The organism is Rhizobium sp. Root149 (genome assembly GCF_001427345.1).
Lineage (GTDB): Bacteria > Pseudomonadota > Alphaproteobacteria > Rhizobiales > Rhizobiaceae > Neorhizobium > Neorhizobium rhizoryzae.
The window spans coordinates 619,632-634,863 of sequence record NZ_LMGD01000023.1; the positions used below are offsets into that span (position 1 = coordinate 619,632).

Consider the following 15,232-nt stretch of genomic DNA (forward strand, 5'->3'; position numbering starts at 1 on the left):
CAGTGTTGTCCGGGACGCTGGGAGGCAAGGAATGAAACAGGACGCAGTTCGCCTGACCGGTGAGGCCGAAGCCAAGGCGCAGCGACGCGTAGCCTTGCAGTTGCAGCAGGCGACGGTGCGCTTCGGTGCAATCGAGATACTGAAAAATATCGATTTCAGCCTTCATGAGCGAGAGTTTGTCTGTGTCATCGGCCCGTCGGGCAGCGGCAAGACGACTTTGCTGCGCGTGCTGGCCGGGCTGCAGAGGCCAAGCGAGGGCCTCGTGCTTTACCGCGACAGGCCGCATATGCAACCGTCCCCGGAAATTGCGATTGTTTTTCAAGATTATGCCAACGCACTTCTGCCGTGGCGAGATGTAGCGGGCAACGTCGCCTTAGCGCTCGAAGCAATAGGCACACCCAAGGAAGAGCGTCGCGAAAGAATTGCTGATCTTCTGGAGACTGTTGGTCTGCATGGGCATGCGCATCATTACCCGTCGGAACTTTCCGGTGGCATGCAACAGCGGCTACAGATTGCCCGGTGTCTGGCACAGAACCCCAGCGTTCTGCTGATGGATGAACCCTTCGGGGCCCTCGATGCAATGACCCGCCAGCGTCTTCAGGACGAACTGCTGCGGATCGTCAGCGATAGGGGTATCACCGCGTTTTTCGTAACGCATGATCTTGAAGAGGCAATCTATCTCGGTGACCGGGTTATCGCACTTGAGCCAAGACCCGGCCGCATTGCCGAAGATTTTCCTGTCTGCCTCTCTCATCCGCGAGATCAATTGGAAACCAGGGAGAACCAGGCCTTCGTTACCCTGCGTCGACAATTGTTCGACTTTGTCTGGCGGTACGAGAAATGAGGAGCTTACGTGGCCTTTATGTCCCTGTTTGTCTCATCGTCCTCTGGCAGGGCCTGGCTCTGATCTACGGCATCAGGAGTGACAGTCTTGCCGCACCGGTCGAGATCGCCTCTGCTCTTGTGGCTGCCATTGTGAGCCCATCTCTCTGGTTGGACGTGCGGGACACCGTCGCTGCCGCGACCTTGGGCCTGCTCGTCGGGGGAATGCTCGGATTTGCAACAGGCATCAGCCTCGGGTTGCTGCCTCCGGCCTCGCGGTTGCTACGTCTCACAATCGAAGTGCTTCGACCGGTTCCGGCAATCGCGCTCGCACCGATTGCCATTCTGGTCTTCGGCTTCGGCTACACGATGGAAATTGCGATTGTGGCCTTCGCGACCTTCTTTCCGATGCTGATACTGACGGAAAGCGCGGTCGGACAAATTGCGCCGAGACTTTCGGAAGTAGCCCGCGCATTGAACCTCTCGACTTATGGCTACATCAACAAGATCGTCATTCCTTCAGTCATTCCACGTGTCTTCATTGCGCTTCGCCTGGCGGCCGGCTTGGCGCTGATCGTCGCCATCACCGTGGAAATCGCTGCCAATCCGATCGGTCTGGGCAACCGGCTGATCAAGGCAGGTCAGTCACTGCGACCGGCGGACATGTTTGCAACTCTTTTCCTGGTGTGCCTCCTGGGCTGGCTTGTGAATTGGCTTTTTCTGCAGATCGAGAAGTTTCTGTTTCCAAAGCGAGGGAGCGAAGCACAATGACCAAGGTCGAAAAGTTTGCGTGGTCGCTCGGCTCCTGTCTGGTCTTCGCAGGCCTGATTTTGGCATGGCAGATGGTTGCAGATGCGCAGCTTCTCCCCAAGGCCTTCTTTCCCGGTCCGGACAGAACATGGGCCGCTCTGCAAAAGGGGTTCTCGAACGGATCTCTGTGGGCGGATACTCTTCTCACGCTTCGCCGCATGGCGCTCGGCTGGGCTCTGGCCTCTTTGACCGGCATCGCACTTGGCGTTGTGATCGGCCTTTCGGAGCGAGCGCGGATCTTCATCCTGCCGATGTTCGAGGCGATACGTCCTCTTCCCGCCTCTGCCATTGCGCCATTGGCAATCCTGCTCTTTGGCCTATCCGATACGATGATCCTGATTCTCGTGGCATTCGGTGCCTTGTGGCCGGCTCTATTGACCACGGCTCATGGCATTTCCGTCGTGCATATCCGCAGGCGCGAGGTGGCCCGCTCGCTTGGAATGACACGTCTCAGTTTTGCCTGGAAGATCGCTCTGCCTGCCTCGATGCCGGATATTCTCAGCGGATTGCGTCTGGCACTGACCGTTGCGCTCATCCTTACGGTCGTTGGAGAGATGATCACCGTACAGGGCGGGCTTGGTGCTCTCATCATCAACGGTGCGCGACGCTTCAATTCCCCGAACATATTTGCAGGCATCGTCCTCCTCGGTCTGATCGGCCTGCTGACGAACGCGGGATTGTCCATCCTTCAAAATCATCTCTTACGCTGGCAACGCAGATAATTCACAATTTCAAGAGGGGGGAGACCATGATGAAGTTTCTGAGGGGCATAGCCGCGTCGATGCTACTGGCATTCGCTACAACGGTTCACGCCGATGAGGCAAAGACGGATGTGAAGCTTCTGTATACTGCGGCTTCGCCCTTTGTGGCCGTATACGTGGCGAAAGAACAGGGGTTCTTTGACAAGAACGGTGTTCGGGTTGAACTGCAACTGGCGCAGAACGGTTCGGTTCTTCTGGCGGGGATCCTGTCCAACTCCGCGCAAGTCGGCTTGCCGACCCCAACCGTCATTCTGCAGGCCATCAACAACGGTATGGATTTACGCGTTTTTGCTGCCACAAACATTTTCCCGGATTCCACCGCTGCCAGCCTGATTGTCGGCACCGACAGCGGAATCCGAAAAGCGGCAGACCTGAGCGGCAAGAAAGTAGGCGTACCGGGCATCGGAGGGCTTCTGGATGTCGTCATGCGGAAATGGGTCGACGAAAACGGCGGCGATAGCGGCAAAATGAATATTGTCGAAGTCATTCTGCCTCAAACGGGTGACGCACTCAGGTCGAAGCAGGTCGATGCGGTCACCTCGGTGGATCCGTTCGCAAGCCGCGCCGTTGAGAGCGGAGCAGGCACCATCCTCGGCAGCTATATGAGCGTCATCGAACCAGGCTCGCCAGCTGCACTTTTGACAACGACAGGTGAATGGGCCTCGTCCCATCCGGAGGCGATTGCCGGCATGCAGCGCGCGCTTGAAGAAGCGGCGGCATTCATCGCAACGCATCCTGGCGAAGCACGTGCTGCCATTGCGAAATACACGTCGCTGCCTTTGCCCGTGCTGGCAAACATCCCCATGCCGAACCTGACAAATCTTCGCCTCGACCCGAACAAAAGCCTCGGCTTCTGGCAGAAGATTGCGCTGGAACAGGGCCTCATCACAGAACCGGTAAACCTCACCAAGGTTGTCATTCCGTTCCGCCCCTGAGGAGGCATCGCGGGCATTCATCTCTATCTCCAAGCCTTTTCAATCAAGGAAACACATTCGCATGGCCAAACGCATCATTGACCTATCCGTACCGCTTATGAGCGGCATAGCATCGGACCCGCCCGGACTTGGTCCAAAAATCGAATACATGGCACACGATCAGGGTGCGCGCGAGTTTGAGCAGATTTTCGGCATCCCAGTCAGCTCACAGCTGGAAGGCAAGGGTGCCGCGGCTGAAAAATGCATTATCACAACGCATAACGGCACGCATATGGATGCACCGTGGCACTATCACCCGACCATGGATAACGGCAGGCGGGCCCTCACCATAGATGAGGTACCGCTGGAATGGTGCATGGGCCGAGGCGTGAAGCTGGATTTCCGCCATCTGCCCGACGGCCATGTTGTGACTGCTGCAGAGGTGAAGCAGGAACTGGTACGCATCGACCATGATCTGAGGCCCGGTGATATCGTCCTGGTCAACACGCGCGCAGGCGAACGCTATGGCCAAGATGATTATGTCTCCGCCGGGTGCGGAATGGGCAGGGAGGCAACTCTATGGCTGACCGGGCGCGGCATGAAGGTCTGCGGCACCGACGGATGGAGTTGGGATGCGCCGATAGCCTCCCAGATGGAGCGGATTCGCGAAACGGGAGACTACTCCCTGTTCTGGGAGGGCCATAAGGCCGGAGCCGAGTGCGTCTTTTGCCATATCGAAAAACTCGGCAATCTGGAGACGCTTCCGTCGACCGGCTTCGATGTCATCTGCTTTCCAGTCAACGTGAAGGCCGCGTCAGCCGGCTGGTGTCGTCCCGTCGCAATTCTCGACGAATCCCATTGATCGAACTTCAAAAGGAAATCCAATGCGTTTCGCCACTTTGCCTGATGGCAGCCCCGATGGCCGCCTTCATCTCATTTCCCGTGACAATGCCTTTGCCGTGGCCGCCGAGGCGTGCACAACTCTTCAGTCACTGCTCGAAAACTGGGACGCCTTGATCCCTCATCTGGAAGCACAATCCAGCGCCTTGAACAGCGGGCAGGCCAAGACTGCGTTTTCATTTGAGCCGACGTCAGCGCTGGCGCCACTGCCCCGCGCCTGGCAATGGCTGGATGGATCGGCCTTCGATAGCCATGGCGATCTGCTGGCGTCGGTCTTTGGCTTCGATGCAAAGCAGGGTAATCCAGACACCATTCTCATGTATCAGGGGATTTCCGACCGCTTTCTGGCTCCCACCGAAACAGCAGTCTTCCCGAGAGAGGACGACCAAATCGACTTCGAAGGTGAATTCGGCGTGATCGTGGACAAGGTTCCGATGGGTGTGAGCCCTGAACAGGCGGGTCGCCACATCCGTCTGCTCGTGCAGATCAATGACTGGAGCCTGAGAGCGATCGGTCCGCATGAGATGAAGACGGGCTTCGGTGTGTTGCGTTGCAAACCTCGTTGCTCAATGGCGCCTGTCGCCGTGACGCCAGACGAACTCGGTGCATCCTGGCGTGACTACCAGCTGGATATCGATCTGGCAGTCGATTTTCGGGGAGAGAGGTTCGGGGCGGCAAACGGCTACGCAATGTCCGCCGGTTTCGATCGTCTCGTCGCACATGCGGCATATTCTCGCGATCTCGTCGCCGGGACGGTTATTGGCTCCGGCACAGTGTCCAACGCAACTTACCGCGAAGTCGGCTCTTCGTGCATAGCGGAGCGGCGGGGCATCGAGATCCTGGATCATGGTCAAGCTTCGACTCCGTTCATGCGTAACGGAGAATATGTCCGCATGGAGGCCAGACTACCCGGCGGCCAGCCGCTTTTCGGCGCGATCGACCAGACTGTCAGCGTGCTCTGAATTGCCCGCTATTTGGTAGCATCCCGCATCATATCATGGATGACTTATCTAAACGGCAGACTTAGAGTGACAGGCGGCGCGCCGCCAGTGTAGCGCGCGCCGCCAGTTCCGGCTCCGTAAGGCGCTGCCGTCAGTTACGCATCTTCAGCAGGGATGAATTCGAAATGTATGTTGGTACACAGGTCACGGCCCGGGACGACGATGATTTTCGCGTCTGGGCGCAGTTGGGACTGAAACACATCTGCGCCGATCCGCCAGGAGACCCGGCCAGCTGGACGCTGGATGATATCGAGCGGCACAGAGACAAGGTCGAGAGCTTTGACCTGATCCTGGATATGATCCAGCTGCCTCTGCCTTCGCAGCCAATCGAAAAGGCATCCTATCCGGATATTCTTCTGGCCGGACCAGATCGCGACCGTCAGATCGATGCCGTATGCCGCATGATCGAAAACATCGCGAAAGCGGGCATTCCCGCAGCGAAATACAATCTCAACCTCATTGGCATTCCCCGCACCGAGATGGAGCGAGGCCGCGGCGGCTCGCTGAACGAGGCATGGCGCTGGGAAAAGGCGGACCCGAACGCTGCGCCGGGCCTTGCAGGCGTCTTGTCCGAAGACGAGAACTGGGAGCGGATAGACTACTTCCTGGAACGCGTCGTGCCCGTAGCCGAAAGCAATCGCGTTCGTCTGGCCTGCCATCCGCATGATCCTTACACGCCGCCCGGCTACAAAGGGGTAACCCGCGTTCTGGGCACCGTGGAAGGTCTGAAGAAGTTTGTGCTCATGCGCGAGAACCCCTACCACGGCCTCAACTTCTGCCAAGGGTCGATCGGGGAAATGCTGGACAATCCGCATGACGAAATCGACGATATCATTCGCTGGTTCGGCAGCCGCGACAAGATCTTCAACGTCCACTACCGCAACATACGCGGCGGCAAGCTGTCCTTTATGGAAACCTTCCCGGACGAGGGCGACATGGACATGGTTCGCTCGCTCAAGGTCTACAAGGAAGTCGGCTATAAGTACATGATCATGCCCGATCATGTTCCAACGATATCGGGACGCGATCCCGTCGGCGTCGCCTTTAGCTTCTGCTATGGCTATATTGCCGCCCTGCTGGAGGCACTGGATCGCGGCCACCTCTGAACAGGCGGCGGCCTGCCTAAAAATAGATTACCGCGCGGGCCTCTCCTGGGAAGAGCCCGCGCGGCATGGATGCCAACTTACTCCGCTGGAGAGAAACCCGGAGAAGCTGGCACCTCACCATGCTGCCGCAGTGGGCGGCTGCCGGTTAGCAAACGGGCGAGCATGTAGAAGACAGGCGTCATGAAGATCCCGAAGAAGGTGACGCCGATCATGCCTGAAAAGACGGCGATGCCCATGGCAACGCGCATTTCCGCACCGGCACCCGTTGAAAGCACGAGCGGAACGACACCCATGATGAAGGCCATTGAGGTCATGAGAATTGGACGCAGTCTCAACCGGCTGGCTTCCACCGCTGCCTGGAAGGGCGTTCGTCCATCGAACTCAAGCTCTCTCGCGAACTCTACGATAAGGATCGCATTTTTCGCAGAAAGCCCGACGAGCACCACCAGCCCGATCTGTGTGAAGATGTTGTTGTCGCCACCGGTCAACCAGACGCCTGTCAATGCAGCGAGTACACCCATCGGCACGATCATGATGATGGCGAGCGGCAGGGTCAGGCTTTCATATTGCGCAGCCAGAACGAGGAAGACGAGCAGCAACGCGAGCGGGAACACGACGATACTGGAATTTCCGGCCAGGATCTGCTGATAGGTCAGATCTGTCCACTCGAACTCGATACCGGCGGGAAGTGTCTCATTCAGGATCTTGGTGATCGCCGCCTCTGCCTGACCGGAGGAAAAACCGGGTGCCGGACCACCATTGATGTCTGCGGCCAGGAAGCCGTTGTAACGGGTCGTGCGTTCCGGACCGGTCTGGGCATCCACCTTCAGAAGAGCCGAAAGCGGTATCATCTGCCCCGACTGGGAACGAACCTTGAGCTGGCCGATATCCTCCGGCTTGGCGCGAAATTTCGCATCTGCCTGAACCCTGACGCTGTAGGTGCGCCCGAACGCGTTGAAGTCGTTCACATAGAGCGAGCCCAGATAGATCTGCAGCGTCTCGAATACATCGGTTACGGATACGCCCAGTTGCTCGGCCTTTGCACGATCAAGATCGGCGTAGAGCTGAGGTACATTGATCTGGAAGCTCGAGAATATTCCGGCCAGTTCCGGTGTCTGATAGGCTTTTGCGAGAACTGCCTTGACAGCTTCATTCAAAGCCTGATTTCCAAGCCCGGCACGATCTTCGATCTGGAGCTTGAAGCCACCCGTGGTGCCCAGGCCGTTGACGGGCGGCGGCGGGAACATGGCGATGTAGGCATCCTGGATTCCGGCAAACTTCTGGTTCAGCGCCATGGCAATCGCACCACCTGAAAGCTCAGGCGACTTGCGCTCCTCGAAGTCATCGAGCACAGCAAAGACGATGCCCGCATTCGAGCCGATTGTGAAACCATTGATCGACAGGCCGGGGAACGCGATGGCATGGGCAACGCCAGGCTGTTCCAGTGCAATATCGCTCATTCGTTTGATCACGGTTTCAGTGCGGTCGAGGGTTGCTCCATCGGGCAATTGTGCGAAGCCGATGAGATATTGCTTGTCCTGAGCCGGGACGAAGCCACTCGGCACCGCGCTGAACATGCTGTAGGTCGCGCCCACGAGTGCCAGATAAAGGATCATGACCAGGCTTTTGCGCGACAGAAGCCCGCCGACCGTTCGCCCATATCCATTGGACGCAGCGCCGAACGCACGGTTAAAGCCGCGGAAGAACCATCCGAAGATCGCATCCATGAACCTCGTCAGCCAATCCTTTTTGGCGTGGTGGTCCTTGAGCAGAAGCGCTGCAAGCGCGGGAGACAACGTCAGGGAATTGATGGCCGAAATGACGGTCGAAATAGCGATCGTCAGTGCGAACTGGCGGTAGAACTGACCGGACAGGCCGCTGATGAAGGCGAGAGGCACGAACACGGCAACAAGCACAAGTGCAATCGCGATAATCGGGCCGGAAACCTCCTTCATGGCCTTATAGGTTGCATCGCGTGGACTGAGGCCGCTCTCGATGTTTCGTTCGACGTTTTCCACTACAACGATGGCATCATCGACGACAATCCCGATCGCCAGAACGAGGCCGAACAGCGTCAACGCGTTGATGGAAAAGCCGAAGGCATACATCACGGCGAAGGTACCGATGATCGACACGGGAACGGCGATCAACGGAATGATGGAGGCACGCCATGTCTGGAGGAAGACGATGACGACGAGGACAACAAGGGCAATCGCCTCGAGCAGGGTATCAACGACCTTTTCGATTGAGGCACGTACGAACTTGGTTGTATCGTAGACGATCTCGTATTTGACGCCCTGCGGCATTGCGAGCTGAAGCTGATCCATCGTCGCCTTGACGTTATCGGCGATCTCGATGGCATTGGAGCCCGGTGCCTGAAGCACGGCGACAGCAACAGCCGGGCGACCGTCAAGCAGCGAGCGCAACGAGTAGTCGGCGGCACCGAGTTCGATCCGCGCGACGTCTCGCAGACGCGTGATTTCTCCGTTGGCACCGCTTTTGACGATGATGTTTCCGAACTCTTCCGGCGTACGCAGACGACCCTGAGCGTTGACGTTGAGCTGCAGGTTGACCCCCGGCTGGCTTGGCGATGCGCCAATCGTGCCTGCGGCGGCCTGTACGTTCTGGCTCCGGATGGCATTAGAGACGTCGCTTGCCGCCAGACTATGTTCGGCAGCCTTCTGGGGATCAATCCAGACACGCATCGAGTAATCGCCAGCGCCGAAAACCTGCACCTGGCCGACGCCCTGGATGCGGTTCAGCCGGTCCTTGACGTTCAGTGTCGCATAGTTGCGAAGATAGGTGATATCGTAGCGCTCGACATCCGAAACCAGATTGACCACCATGATGAAATCCGGTGAGCTCTTGACCGTGGTCAGTCCCAAGGCACGCACTTCGGCGGGCAGGCGTGGCTCTGCCTGCGATACCCGGTTTTGCACGAGCTGCTGGGCCTTGTCAGGGTCGGTCCCGAGCTTGAACGTGACGGTGACGTTCAGAACGCCGTCAGATGTCGCCTGGCTGGACATGTAGAGCATGTCTTCAACGCCGTTGATCTGCTCTTCGAGCGGGGTGGCAACCGTTTCGGCAATGACCGTCGGGTTGGCCCCAGGATACGTGGCCCTCACGACAATCGAAGGCGGAACGACATTCGGGTATTCCGAAATCGGCAAAGATCGCAGACCGATCAATCCGGCGATCACGATAAGGATCGACAAGACGGCCGCGAAAACAGGCCGGTCGATAAAAAAGCGGGAAATATTCATCTCGAAACCCTCTCTCCAGAGGTAAGCAGAAAGCTAAGCGTCCCTGCCCCACGGCCAGAGGGCCGCAGGCAAACAGGAGGATCGGTGGATTGTGTCAGGACAGACGTGCGTTTGCGCGCGCGGCGATTTACTTGTTGGCGACCTGAGCTTCGTCCTGCGGCGCGACGACGACACCGGGGCGAACGCGCTGCAGACCATTGACGACGATACGGTCGCCCGGATTGAGGCCCTTTTCGACGATTCTCAAACCATCGACTGCAGAACCAAGCTCTACCTGCCGATAGTCGACTTTGTTTTCACCGTTGACCACGAAGACGAATTTTTTGTCCTGGTCGATCCCGACAGCCTTTTCGCTGACCATCAAATGATCCTGCGCTTTCGGCTGCCCCATACGCACGCGCACGAACTGGCCGGGAATGAGCTTCGAACCGGGATTGTCGAAGACTGCCCGAACCCGGATCGTACCGCTCGCGGCATTCACTTCATTGTCGATCAATTGTAGCTTGCCGCGAACCGGCGCATCGGCTGCGAGGGTTACAACTTCCACCGGAACCTGATCGATTGCCGGAACGCCGTTTGCGACCGGAAGATCGGCAAGGATGCGTGCCACCAGTTCTTCACTGGCATCGAAGCTGGCATAGATCGGATCGCTGGAGACCAATGTGACCAAAGGCGCGGAAGCAGAACCTGCCGCCACCAGATTCCCAACGGTAATTTCGAGCTTGCCCGCACGACCGGCAATCGGCGCCCGGATTTGCGTATAATCCAGGTTCAGTTGCGCGGTCTTGAGAGTAGCCTTTGCCGATTGCAGATTGGCAAGAGCTTCGCTCTGTACGCTTTGACGTTGGGTCAGATCACTCTGGGAAATCGTGTTCCTGGCCGCGAGACTCTTTCCACGCTCGAGTTCGGAGCTTGCAAACTCAAGCTTTGCCTCAGCCGAAGCCACCTGCCCCTGGGCCTGCGCTACCTCGGCACGATAGGGTTCGGGATCGATCGTCACCAGAAGGTCGCCAGCTTTGACGAGACCACCTTCCCGGAAATGAACCGATTGTATGGCACCCGCGACGCGCGGGCGGACCTGAACGCGATCAACGGCTTCAAGGCGCCCCGAGAATTCTTGCCACGTCGTGACGTTTCGCGGATTGACGACTGCTACGGTTACCGGAACGGCTGGTGGCGGCGCGGCAGCTGCCGTCGCTTGTGCTGCGACTGCTGACTGCGACAGATCCAGATAGATCGATCCGCCTGCAAGCAGGACGGCCGCAACCGCTCCGGTGCCCCACAGGGCCCAGCTTTTGGACTTCGATATCATTGTTACTCTCCTTGCGACCCTGGGAGTCGGTCGCCTTCATTCCTCAATGCAATTCGTTTTATTCACTCAACACGTGGACGAAGTTCGCGAATTCATCGCGCAAGACGTCCATCCACCTGCCACTCTCGCCTCGATAAACATCGGGCCATTCAAGAGCAGGCGGGAAAATCTTTTTGGTAACCGAGACACCTGAGGCTGCCAGCCGATCCGCATATCCATCCACCTCATCATGCAAGGGGTCGTCGTCTGATGTCACAACAAGTGCAGGCGCGACACCCGAAAGCCGCGAACAGATACAAGGCGCCGCATAGGGATGCTGGGAACCGCAAGCATTCCCCAAATAGTGGCTCCATCCTTCAGCCCATCGACGGGCCATCCCGATTTCGTCCGCCCTCCGAAAGGATTCGGACGTCATCATCGGATCAATCATCGGCGACAGGAGAAGCTGCCCGGAAAGATCCCCCGGCAACACGTCCCTCGCCTTCAAGGCAACGCCAGCGGCAATATTGCCCCCGGCTTCCTCCCCGGCAACAAAGAGCAGGGATTTGTTCATGCCACTATAAAGCTTGCGTTTGGTGCTAAGGTAGGCCAAGGCCATGAACGCGTGCTCCATGGCCTGCGGAAACCGGTTGTCAGAGCCGCGCGCATAATCGGCTTCAATGACAGTCGCACCCGCCGCAACCAGCGCTGTCCCAACCGGACGCTCAGCTTGAGACATGCTGCGTCCTTGAAACGCATCACCGCGAAAATACAGAACGATTGGCGCACCCTTGGTTTTCGACACCTCTCCGTAGAGCCGCATTGGGATAGGCGGCGTCAGAGGGCCATTCACTCCAATGTTTTCCCAACGATCGGTCATAGGCATCCTATCGGTCGGCATGAGACCGCGCTTGCTAAAGTGTACCGTTGCATATTATTGTTCGGCGAAATTTGCACAAGTCATCCTCTTGGGCATCACTATTCGCAAAATCCGAACAATGAGGCACGCCCATGGATCAGCTTTCGGCAATGCGCGTTTTTGTGCGCGTCGTGGAAACTGGCAATTTTACGCGCGCTGCCGCCGCGCTCGACATGCCCAAGACCACAGTGACGAACATGGTACAGGGCCTTGAGCAGCATCTGCGCACGACGCTTCTCAACCGCACGACCCGGCGCGTGATGGTCACCACCGACGGCGCCCTCTACTATGAGCGCGCGCAGCAAATCCTGTCCGAGATCGATGAGCTAGATGGGAGCATGTCGAATTCGCAAGCCCAACCTTCCGGCCGCTTGCGCGTGGAGATGGCAGGTGCCTTTGCGGATTTGCTCGTCTTGCCCAATCTATGCGATTTTCATAACCGCTTTCCGCAGATCCGGCTCGACATCGGGGTTGGTGATCGCCTTGTTGACTATATTGCGGAGAACGTTGACTGCGCACTTCGGGCAGGCACTCCAACCGATCAGTCGCTGATTGCACGCAAGGTCGGGGAACTTGCCATGAATGCCTATGCTGCACCCAACTATATCCAGAAATTCGGTGAACCGCAGCATCCGCGAGATCTGGAGCAGGATCATTTCTCCGTCGGTTATCTCAACGCAACTTCTGGCAGGGTCATGTCGGCAGAATTTCAGAACAGTCAGGAAAAGATCGAGATCAGTCCGCGCTATCTAGTCTCGGTCAACGATGCGCGCTCCTATGTCAATGCGGCGATCGCGGGACTGGGCGTCGTGCAGTCACCGCGTTTCATGGTGCGAGACGCTGTGGCGCGAGGAGAGCTTGTCGAGGTATTGCAGGATTGGCATTGCGAGAGCCTGGCGCTCTATATCGTCTATCCGCAGACCCGTCACCTGTCGAACAAGGTCAGGGTATTCGTGGACTGGCTTGCCAGGCTGGTTCACAATCTGCGCGTCAGCGATCAGCACTGAAGGGTGAGCAAAGGCACAAGCTTGCTTTTCCGCGCCTACCGAGCAATTCGCGTTGAAAGTATGATTGAAGACAGCGTCCGCTCCACGCCGTCGATGGTCCCGATCTCGTCAATGGCTTGGTCCAGTTCGAGAATGGATGGCGCGGCGAGAAGCGCAATGAGATCAAAGCTGCCGCTGACGGAATGAAGAGTAGTCACCGGCTTCAACCTATCAAGCGCACGGACAACCTGTGACAGGGCCTTGGGCGCAATCGTAATCAGGATATGGGCGCGGATGAGCGAGGAGGCATACTGTTCTGACAGACGGATGCCGTAGCCCGCAATCACACCCTCACGTTCCAGCCGCTCTATCCTCGCCTGAACCGTAGTTCGCGACAAGCCGAGTTTCTTTGCCAAAGTCGCTACAGGGATACGGCTGTTTTCGCCGAGAAGTGCAAGAAGCTCGCGATCTTTTTCAGTCAGCATCGAAACATCATTATGATCAGATTGATCGGCGTTCTGCAAAATTTGATACCACATAATGCTCATAATCTAGCTATGAATCAACAGTCTCTCCTTGCACACTTCTAATGTTGAAATCTGAAGGGGACGCTCGGTGAAAAACATTATTGTTATTGGTGGCGGCAAGATCGGTGGGGCCATCGCGCTCATGCTGGCATCGACAGGAGACTATCAGGTCACGGTGGCCGATCGTAACGAACAGCAGCTGGCAAACCTGGACAAGCATCCTGCGATTGCCCCGATTAGGCTCGACATTTCGGACCGGGCGGAACTTATAGGAGTTCTTACCGGCAAATTCGCTGTGCTCTCTGCCGCTCCTTTCAATCTCACGGGCTTGATCGCCGAGGCTGCCAAGGCGAGCGGCGTCCACTATCTCGACCTTACCGAAGACGTCGCCACGACAAAACGGGTGGAGCAACTGGCGCAAGACGCCGACGTCGCATTCATACCGCAATGCGGGCTCGCACCGGGTTTCATCTCCATCGTCGCAAATGACCTTGCGAAGAATTTCGATAGTCTGGACAGCGTACGCATGCGCGTTGGTGCGCTGCCACAATATCCTTCGAATGCGCTCAACTACAATCTTACCTGGAGCACGGACGGGCTGATCAACGAATATATCGAGCCTTGCGAAGCGATCGTCGAGGGTAAATTCGTCATGGTTCCCGCCATGGAGGAGCGCGAAGAGTTTTCCCTGGATGGCGTGACTTACGAAGCCTTCAATACATCCGGAGGGCTCGGCACACTCGCCAAAAGCCTCGAGGGACGCGTACGTACCATGAACTACCGGACGATACGGTATCCGGGTCACCAGGCGATCATCAAGGCGCTGCTCAACGACCTCAACCTGAAAAATCGACGCGATGTTCTGAAGGATCTTTTCGAGAATGCGCTGCCTGCCACAATGCAGGATGTGGTGGTGATTTTCGTGACTGTGTGCGGCTGGAAGGACGGAAGATATCTGCAAGAGAGCTATGCCAACAAGGTGTATGCTGGCGTCGTGGCCGGAAAGAGAATGAGTGCAATCCAGATCACGACCGCCGCCGGCATCACGACCGTCCTGGATCTGCTGGCGAATGGCAGGCTTCCTCAGCGAGGCTTCGTGCGCCAGGAAGAAATTTCGCTCGAGGATGTGCTCAATAATCGCTTTGGCCGCGCCTACGAACCGAAGACCATGGATTTGAAAAAGGCGGTCTGAACAGTTGAGCGCAGGACTAGCGGAGGGCGACTGCCCCTCCGCTGGCTCGGTCAGGCCATGTAGGAACGCCTCTGCTTCAAAATAATCGCTTCGACAGAACATGAAGCAGGGCTGACTGCAATCCTAGTCAGGTCAGATCGTGGAGATCCTTGCCGAGCGGCGGGCCGACCCGGAACTCGGAAAAGCTCACGTCCAGCCCTTCCCGCTCCGGCGTGCAACACATGGGGCCCACTGTGTATGAGCGAGCAAGGGGAAACGGGCACAGGCGCATCAACTGCCAGCGATGCCCATTATCCGACATCTGAAGCTTCAACACACCTGCATCAACGGTCACACGCAGATGTATGTCCGTGGCATCTCCGGCGTAGATCGCTGTCGACCAGTCCGACTGGTCGACAGTCAAGACGCTACCGATACACGCTGCTCCATCTGTCCATTCGATCCCGGCCTTGATCCAACGCGCTTCGTCGATGCGGACCATGATTCCTGCCTGATCGTAGAGAGACTCGTAGCGAGCCTTCACGCGCAATGAGGCGGAAAAGCTGCCCTCGCATGTGGCCCCGAAAAAATGCCCACTGTCACGCGTGAAGCCATAGTGCGTCTGCCGCCAGAAATCACTTTTGCTGTCAGTCGTTACGTGAAGCGTTTCTCCGGTGAGAGACCACACTTTCGGCTCGTTGAGCCACGTGCATGTGGTAAACATCAAGTGAATCCTTTCCGACCATCGGGGCGAGTTTTGC

14 protein-coding genes are annotated in these 15,232 nt (G+C 57.4%); 9 read left to right on the plus strand and 5 right to left on the minus strand.

Going from position 1 to position 15,232, the window contains the following annotated elements; all coding sequences use genetic code 11:
- The first annotated feature begins 31 nt into the window (after positions 1-31).
- The 7 genes from ASD54_RS22650 (at position 32) to ASD54_RS22680 (ending at position 6,314) form a co-directional block, all read left to right on the plus strand.
- Positions 32-844 carry an ABC transporter ATP-binding protein gene (locus ASD54_RS22650; RefSeq protein ID WP_062556809.1) on the plus strand — a complete coding sequence of 271 codons (813 nt, stop codon included), beginning with the start codon at positions 32-34 and terminating at the stop codon, positions 842-844.
- Entirely contained in the window at positions 841-1,593 is a 753-nt protein-coding gene (locus ASD54_RS22655) for an ABC transporter permease subunit (protein WP_062556810.1), read from the plus strand. The genes ASD54_RS22650 and ASD54_RS22655 overlap by 4 nt, the downstream gene beginning before the upstream one ends.
- On the plus strand, positions 1,590-2,354 hold the full coding sequence (locus tag ASD54_RS22660) for an ABC transporter permease (RefSeq protein ID WP_062556811.1): 765 nt from the start codon (positions 1,590-1,592) through the stop codon (positions 2,352-2,354). Before ASD54_RS22655 ends, ASD54_RS22660 begins: the two co-directional genes overlap by 4 nt.
- Positions 2,355-2,380: 26 nt before the next feature.
- Entirely contained in the window at positions 2,381-3,328 is a 948-nt protein-coding gene (locus ASD54_RS22665; RefSeq protein ID WP_082547336.1) for an ABC transporter substrate-binding protein, read from the plus strand.
- Positions 3,329-3,389: 61 nt separating this feature from the next.
- A complete protein-coding gene (locus ASD54_RS22670) occupies positions 3,390-4,169 on the plus strand; it encodes a cyclase family protein (RefSeq protein WP_062556813.1) in 780 nt (259 codons plus the stop codon).
- Between the two features lie 22 nt (positions 4,170-4,191).
- Positions 4,192-5,169, plus strand: a complete 978-nt coding sequence (locus ASD54_RS22675) for a fumarylacetoacetate hydrolase family protein (protein WP_062556814.1) — start codon at positions 4,192-4,194, stop codon at positions 5,167-5,169.
- A gap of 164 nt (positions 5,170-5,333) precedes the next feature.
- Complete coding sequence (locus ASD54_RS22680; protein WP_062556815.1) at positions 5,334-6,314, plus strand: mannonate dehydratase; 981 nt, start codon at positions 5,334-5,336, stop codon at positions 6,312-6,314.
- A 77-nt stretch (positions 6,315-6,391) separates the two neighbouring features.
- Here the strand turns inward: ASD54_RS22680 and ASD54_RS22685 are convergent, their stop codons facing one another.
- The 3 genes from ASD54_RS22685 to ASD54_RS22695 all read right to left on the minus strand — a co-directional run bounded on the left by ASD54_RS22685 (position 6,392) and on the right by ASD54_RS22695 (position 11,748).
- The gene (locus ASD54_RS22685; protein ID WP_062556816.1) at positions 6,392-9,577 is read right to left on the minus strand and encodes an efflux RND transporter permease subunit; all 3,186 of its coding nucleotides are present in this window, start codon (positions 9,575-9,577) and stop codon (positions 6,392-6,394) included.
- Between the two features lie 127 nt (positions 9,578-9,704).
- The gene (locus ASD54_RS22690) at positions 9,705-10,889 is read right to left on the minus strand and encodes an efflux RND transporter periplasmic adaptor subunit (RefSeq protein ID WP_062556817.1); all 1,185 of its coding nucleotides are present in this window, start codon (positions 10,887-10,889) and stop codon (positions 9,705-9,707) included.
- Between the two features lie 58 nt (positions 10,890-10,947).
- On the minus strand, positions 10,948-11,748 hold the full coding sequence (locus ASD54_RS22695) for an alpha/beta hydrolase (RefSeq protein WP_062556818.1): 801 nt from the start codon (positions 11,746-11,748) through the stop codon (positions 10,948-10,950).
- Between the two features lie 131 nt (positions 11,749-11,879).
- Here ASD54_RS22695 and ASD54_RS22700 point away from each other — a divergent pair, with 131 nt between their 5' ends.
- Positions 11,880-12,794 carry a LysR family transcriptional regulator gene (locus tag ASD54_RS22700; protein WP_062556819.1) on the plus strand — a complete coding sequence of 305 codons (915 nt, stop codon included), beginning with the start codon at positions 11,880-11,882 and terminating at the stop codon, positions 12,792-12,794.
- A 35-nt stretch (positions 12,795-12,829) separates the two neighbouring features.
- On the opposite strand, the gene ASD54_RS22705 is transcribed toward ASD54_RS22700, so the two are convergent.
- A complete protein-coding gene (locus tag ASD54_RS22705; protein ID WP_062556931.1) occupies positions 12,830-13,258 on the minus strand; it encodes an Lrp/AsnC family transcriptional regulator in 429 nt (142 codons plus the stop codon).
- 130 nt (positions 13,259-13,388) lie between these two features.
- Between ASD54_RS22705 and ASD54_RS22710 the strand changes: the two genes are divergently transcribed.
- Positions 13,389-14,492, plus strand: a complete 1,104-nt coding sequence (locus ASD54_RS22710) for a saccharopine dehydrogenase family protein (RefSeq protein ID WP_062556820.1) — start codon at positions 13,389-13,391, stop codon at positions 14,490-14,492.
- A gap of 127 nt (positions 14,493-14,619) precedes the next feature.
- Here the strand turns inward: ASD54_RS22710 and ASD54_RS22715 are convergent, their stop codons facing one another.
- Entirely contained in the window at positions 14,620-15,195 is a 576-nt protein-coding gene (locus ASD54_RS22715; RefSeq protein WP_062556821.1) for a DUF1349 domain-containing protein, read from the minus strand.
- Positions 15,196-15,232 lie beyond the last annotated feature (37 nt).

What these genes read in the sequence shown, in the direction of transcription:
- ASD54_RS22650 (WP_062556809.1), top strand. Translation starts at nt 32, where the DNA reads ATGAAACAGGACGCAGTTCGCCTGACCGGTGAGGCCGAAGCCAAGGCG.
- ASD54_RS22655 (WP_062556810.1), top strand. Translation starts at nt 841, where the DNA reads ATGAGGAGCTTACGTGGCCTTTATGTCCCTGTTTGTCTCATCGTCCTC.
- ASD54_RS22660 (WP_062556811.1), top strand. Translation starts at nt 1,590, where the DNA reads ATGACCAAGGTCGAAAAGTTTGCGTGGTCGCTCGGCTCCTGTCTGGTC.
- ASD54_RS22665 (WP_082547336.1), top strand. Translation starts at nt 2,381, where the DNA reads ATGATGAAGTTTCTGAGGGGCATAGCCGCGTCGATGCTACTGGCATTC.
- ASD54_RS22670 (WP_062556813.1), top strand. Translation starts at nt 3,390, where the DNA reads ATGGCCAAACGCATCATTGACCTATCCGTACCGCTTATGAGCGGCATA.
- ASD54_RS22675 (WP_062556814.1), top strand. Translation starts at nt 4,192, where the DNA reads ATGCGTTTCGCCACTTTGCCTGATGGCAGCCCCGATGGCCGCCTTCAT.
- ASD54_RS22680 (WP_062556815.1), top strand. Translation starts at nt 5,334, where the DNA reads ATGTATGTTGGTACACAGGTCACGGCCCGGGACGACGATGATTTTCGC.
- ASD54_RS22685 (WP_062556816.1), bottom strand. Translation starts at nt 9,577, where the DNA reads ATGAATATTTCCCGCTTTTTTATCGACCGGCCTGTTTTCGCGGCCGTC.
- ASD54_RS22690 (WP_062556817.1), bottom strand. Translation starts at nt 10,889, where the DNA reads ATGATATCGAAGTCCAAAAGCTGGGCCCTGTGGGGCACCGGAGCGGTT.
- ASD54_RS22695 (WP_062556818.1), bottom strand. Translation starts at nt 11,748, where the DNA reads ATGACCGATCGTTGGGAAAACATTGGAGTGAATGGCCCTCTGACGCCG.
- ASD54_RS22700 (WP_062556819.1), top strand. Translation starts at nt 11,880, where the DNA reads ATGGATCAGCTTTCGGCAATGCGCGTTTTTGTGCGCGTCGTGGAAACT.
- ASD54_RS22705 (WP_062556931.1), bottom strand. Translation starts at nt 13,258, where the DNA reads ATGCTGACTGAAAAAGATCGCGAGCTTCTTGCACTTCTCGGCGAAAAC.
- ASD54_RS22715 (WP_062556821.1), bottom strand. Translation starts at nt 15,195, where the DNA reads ATGTTTACCACATGCACGTGGCTCAACGAGCCGAAAGTGTGGTCTCTC.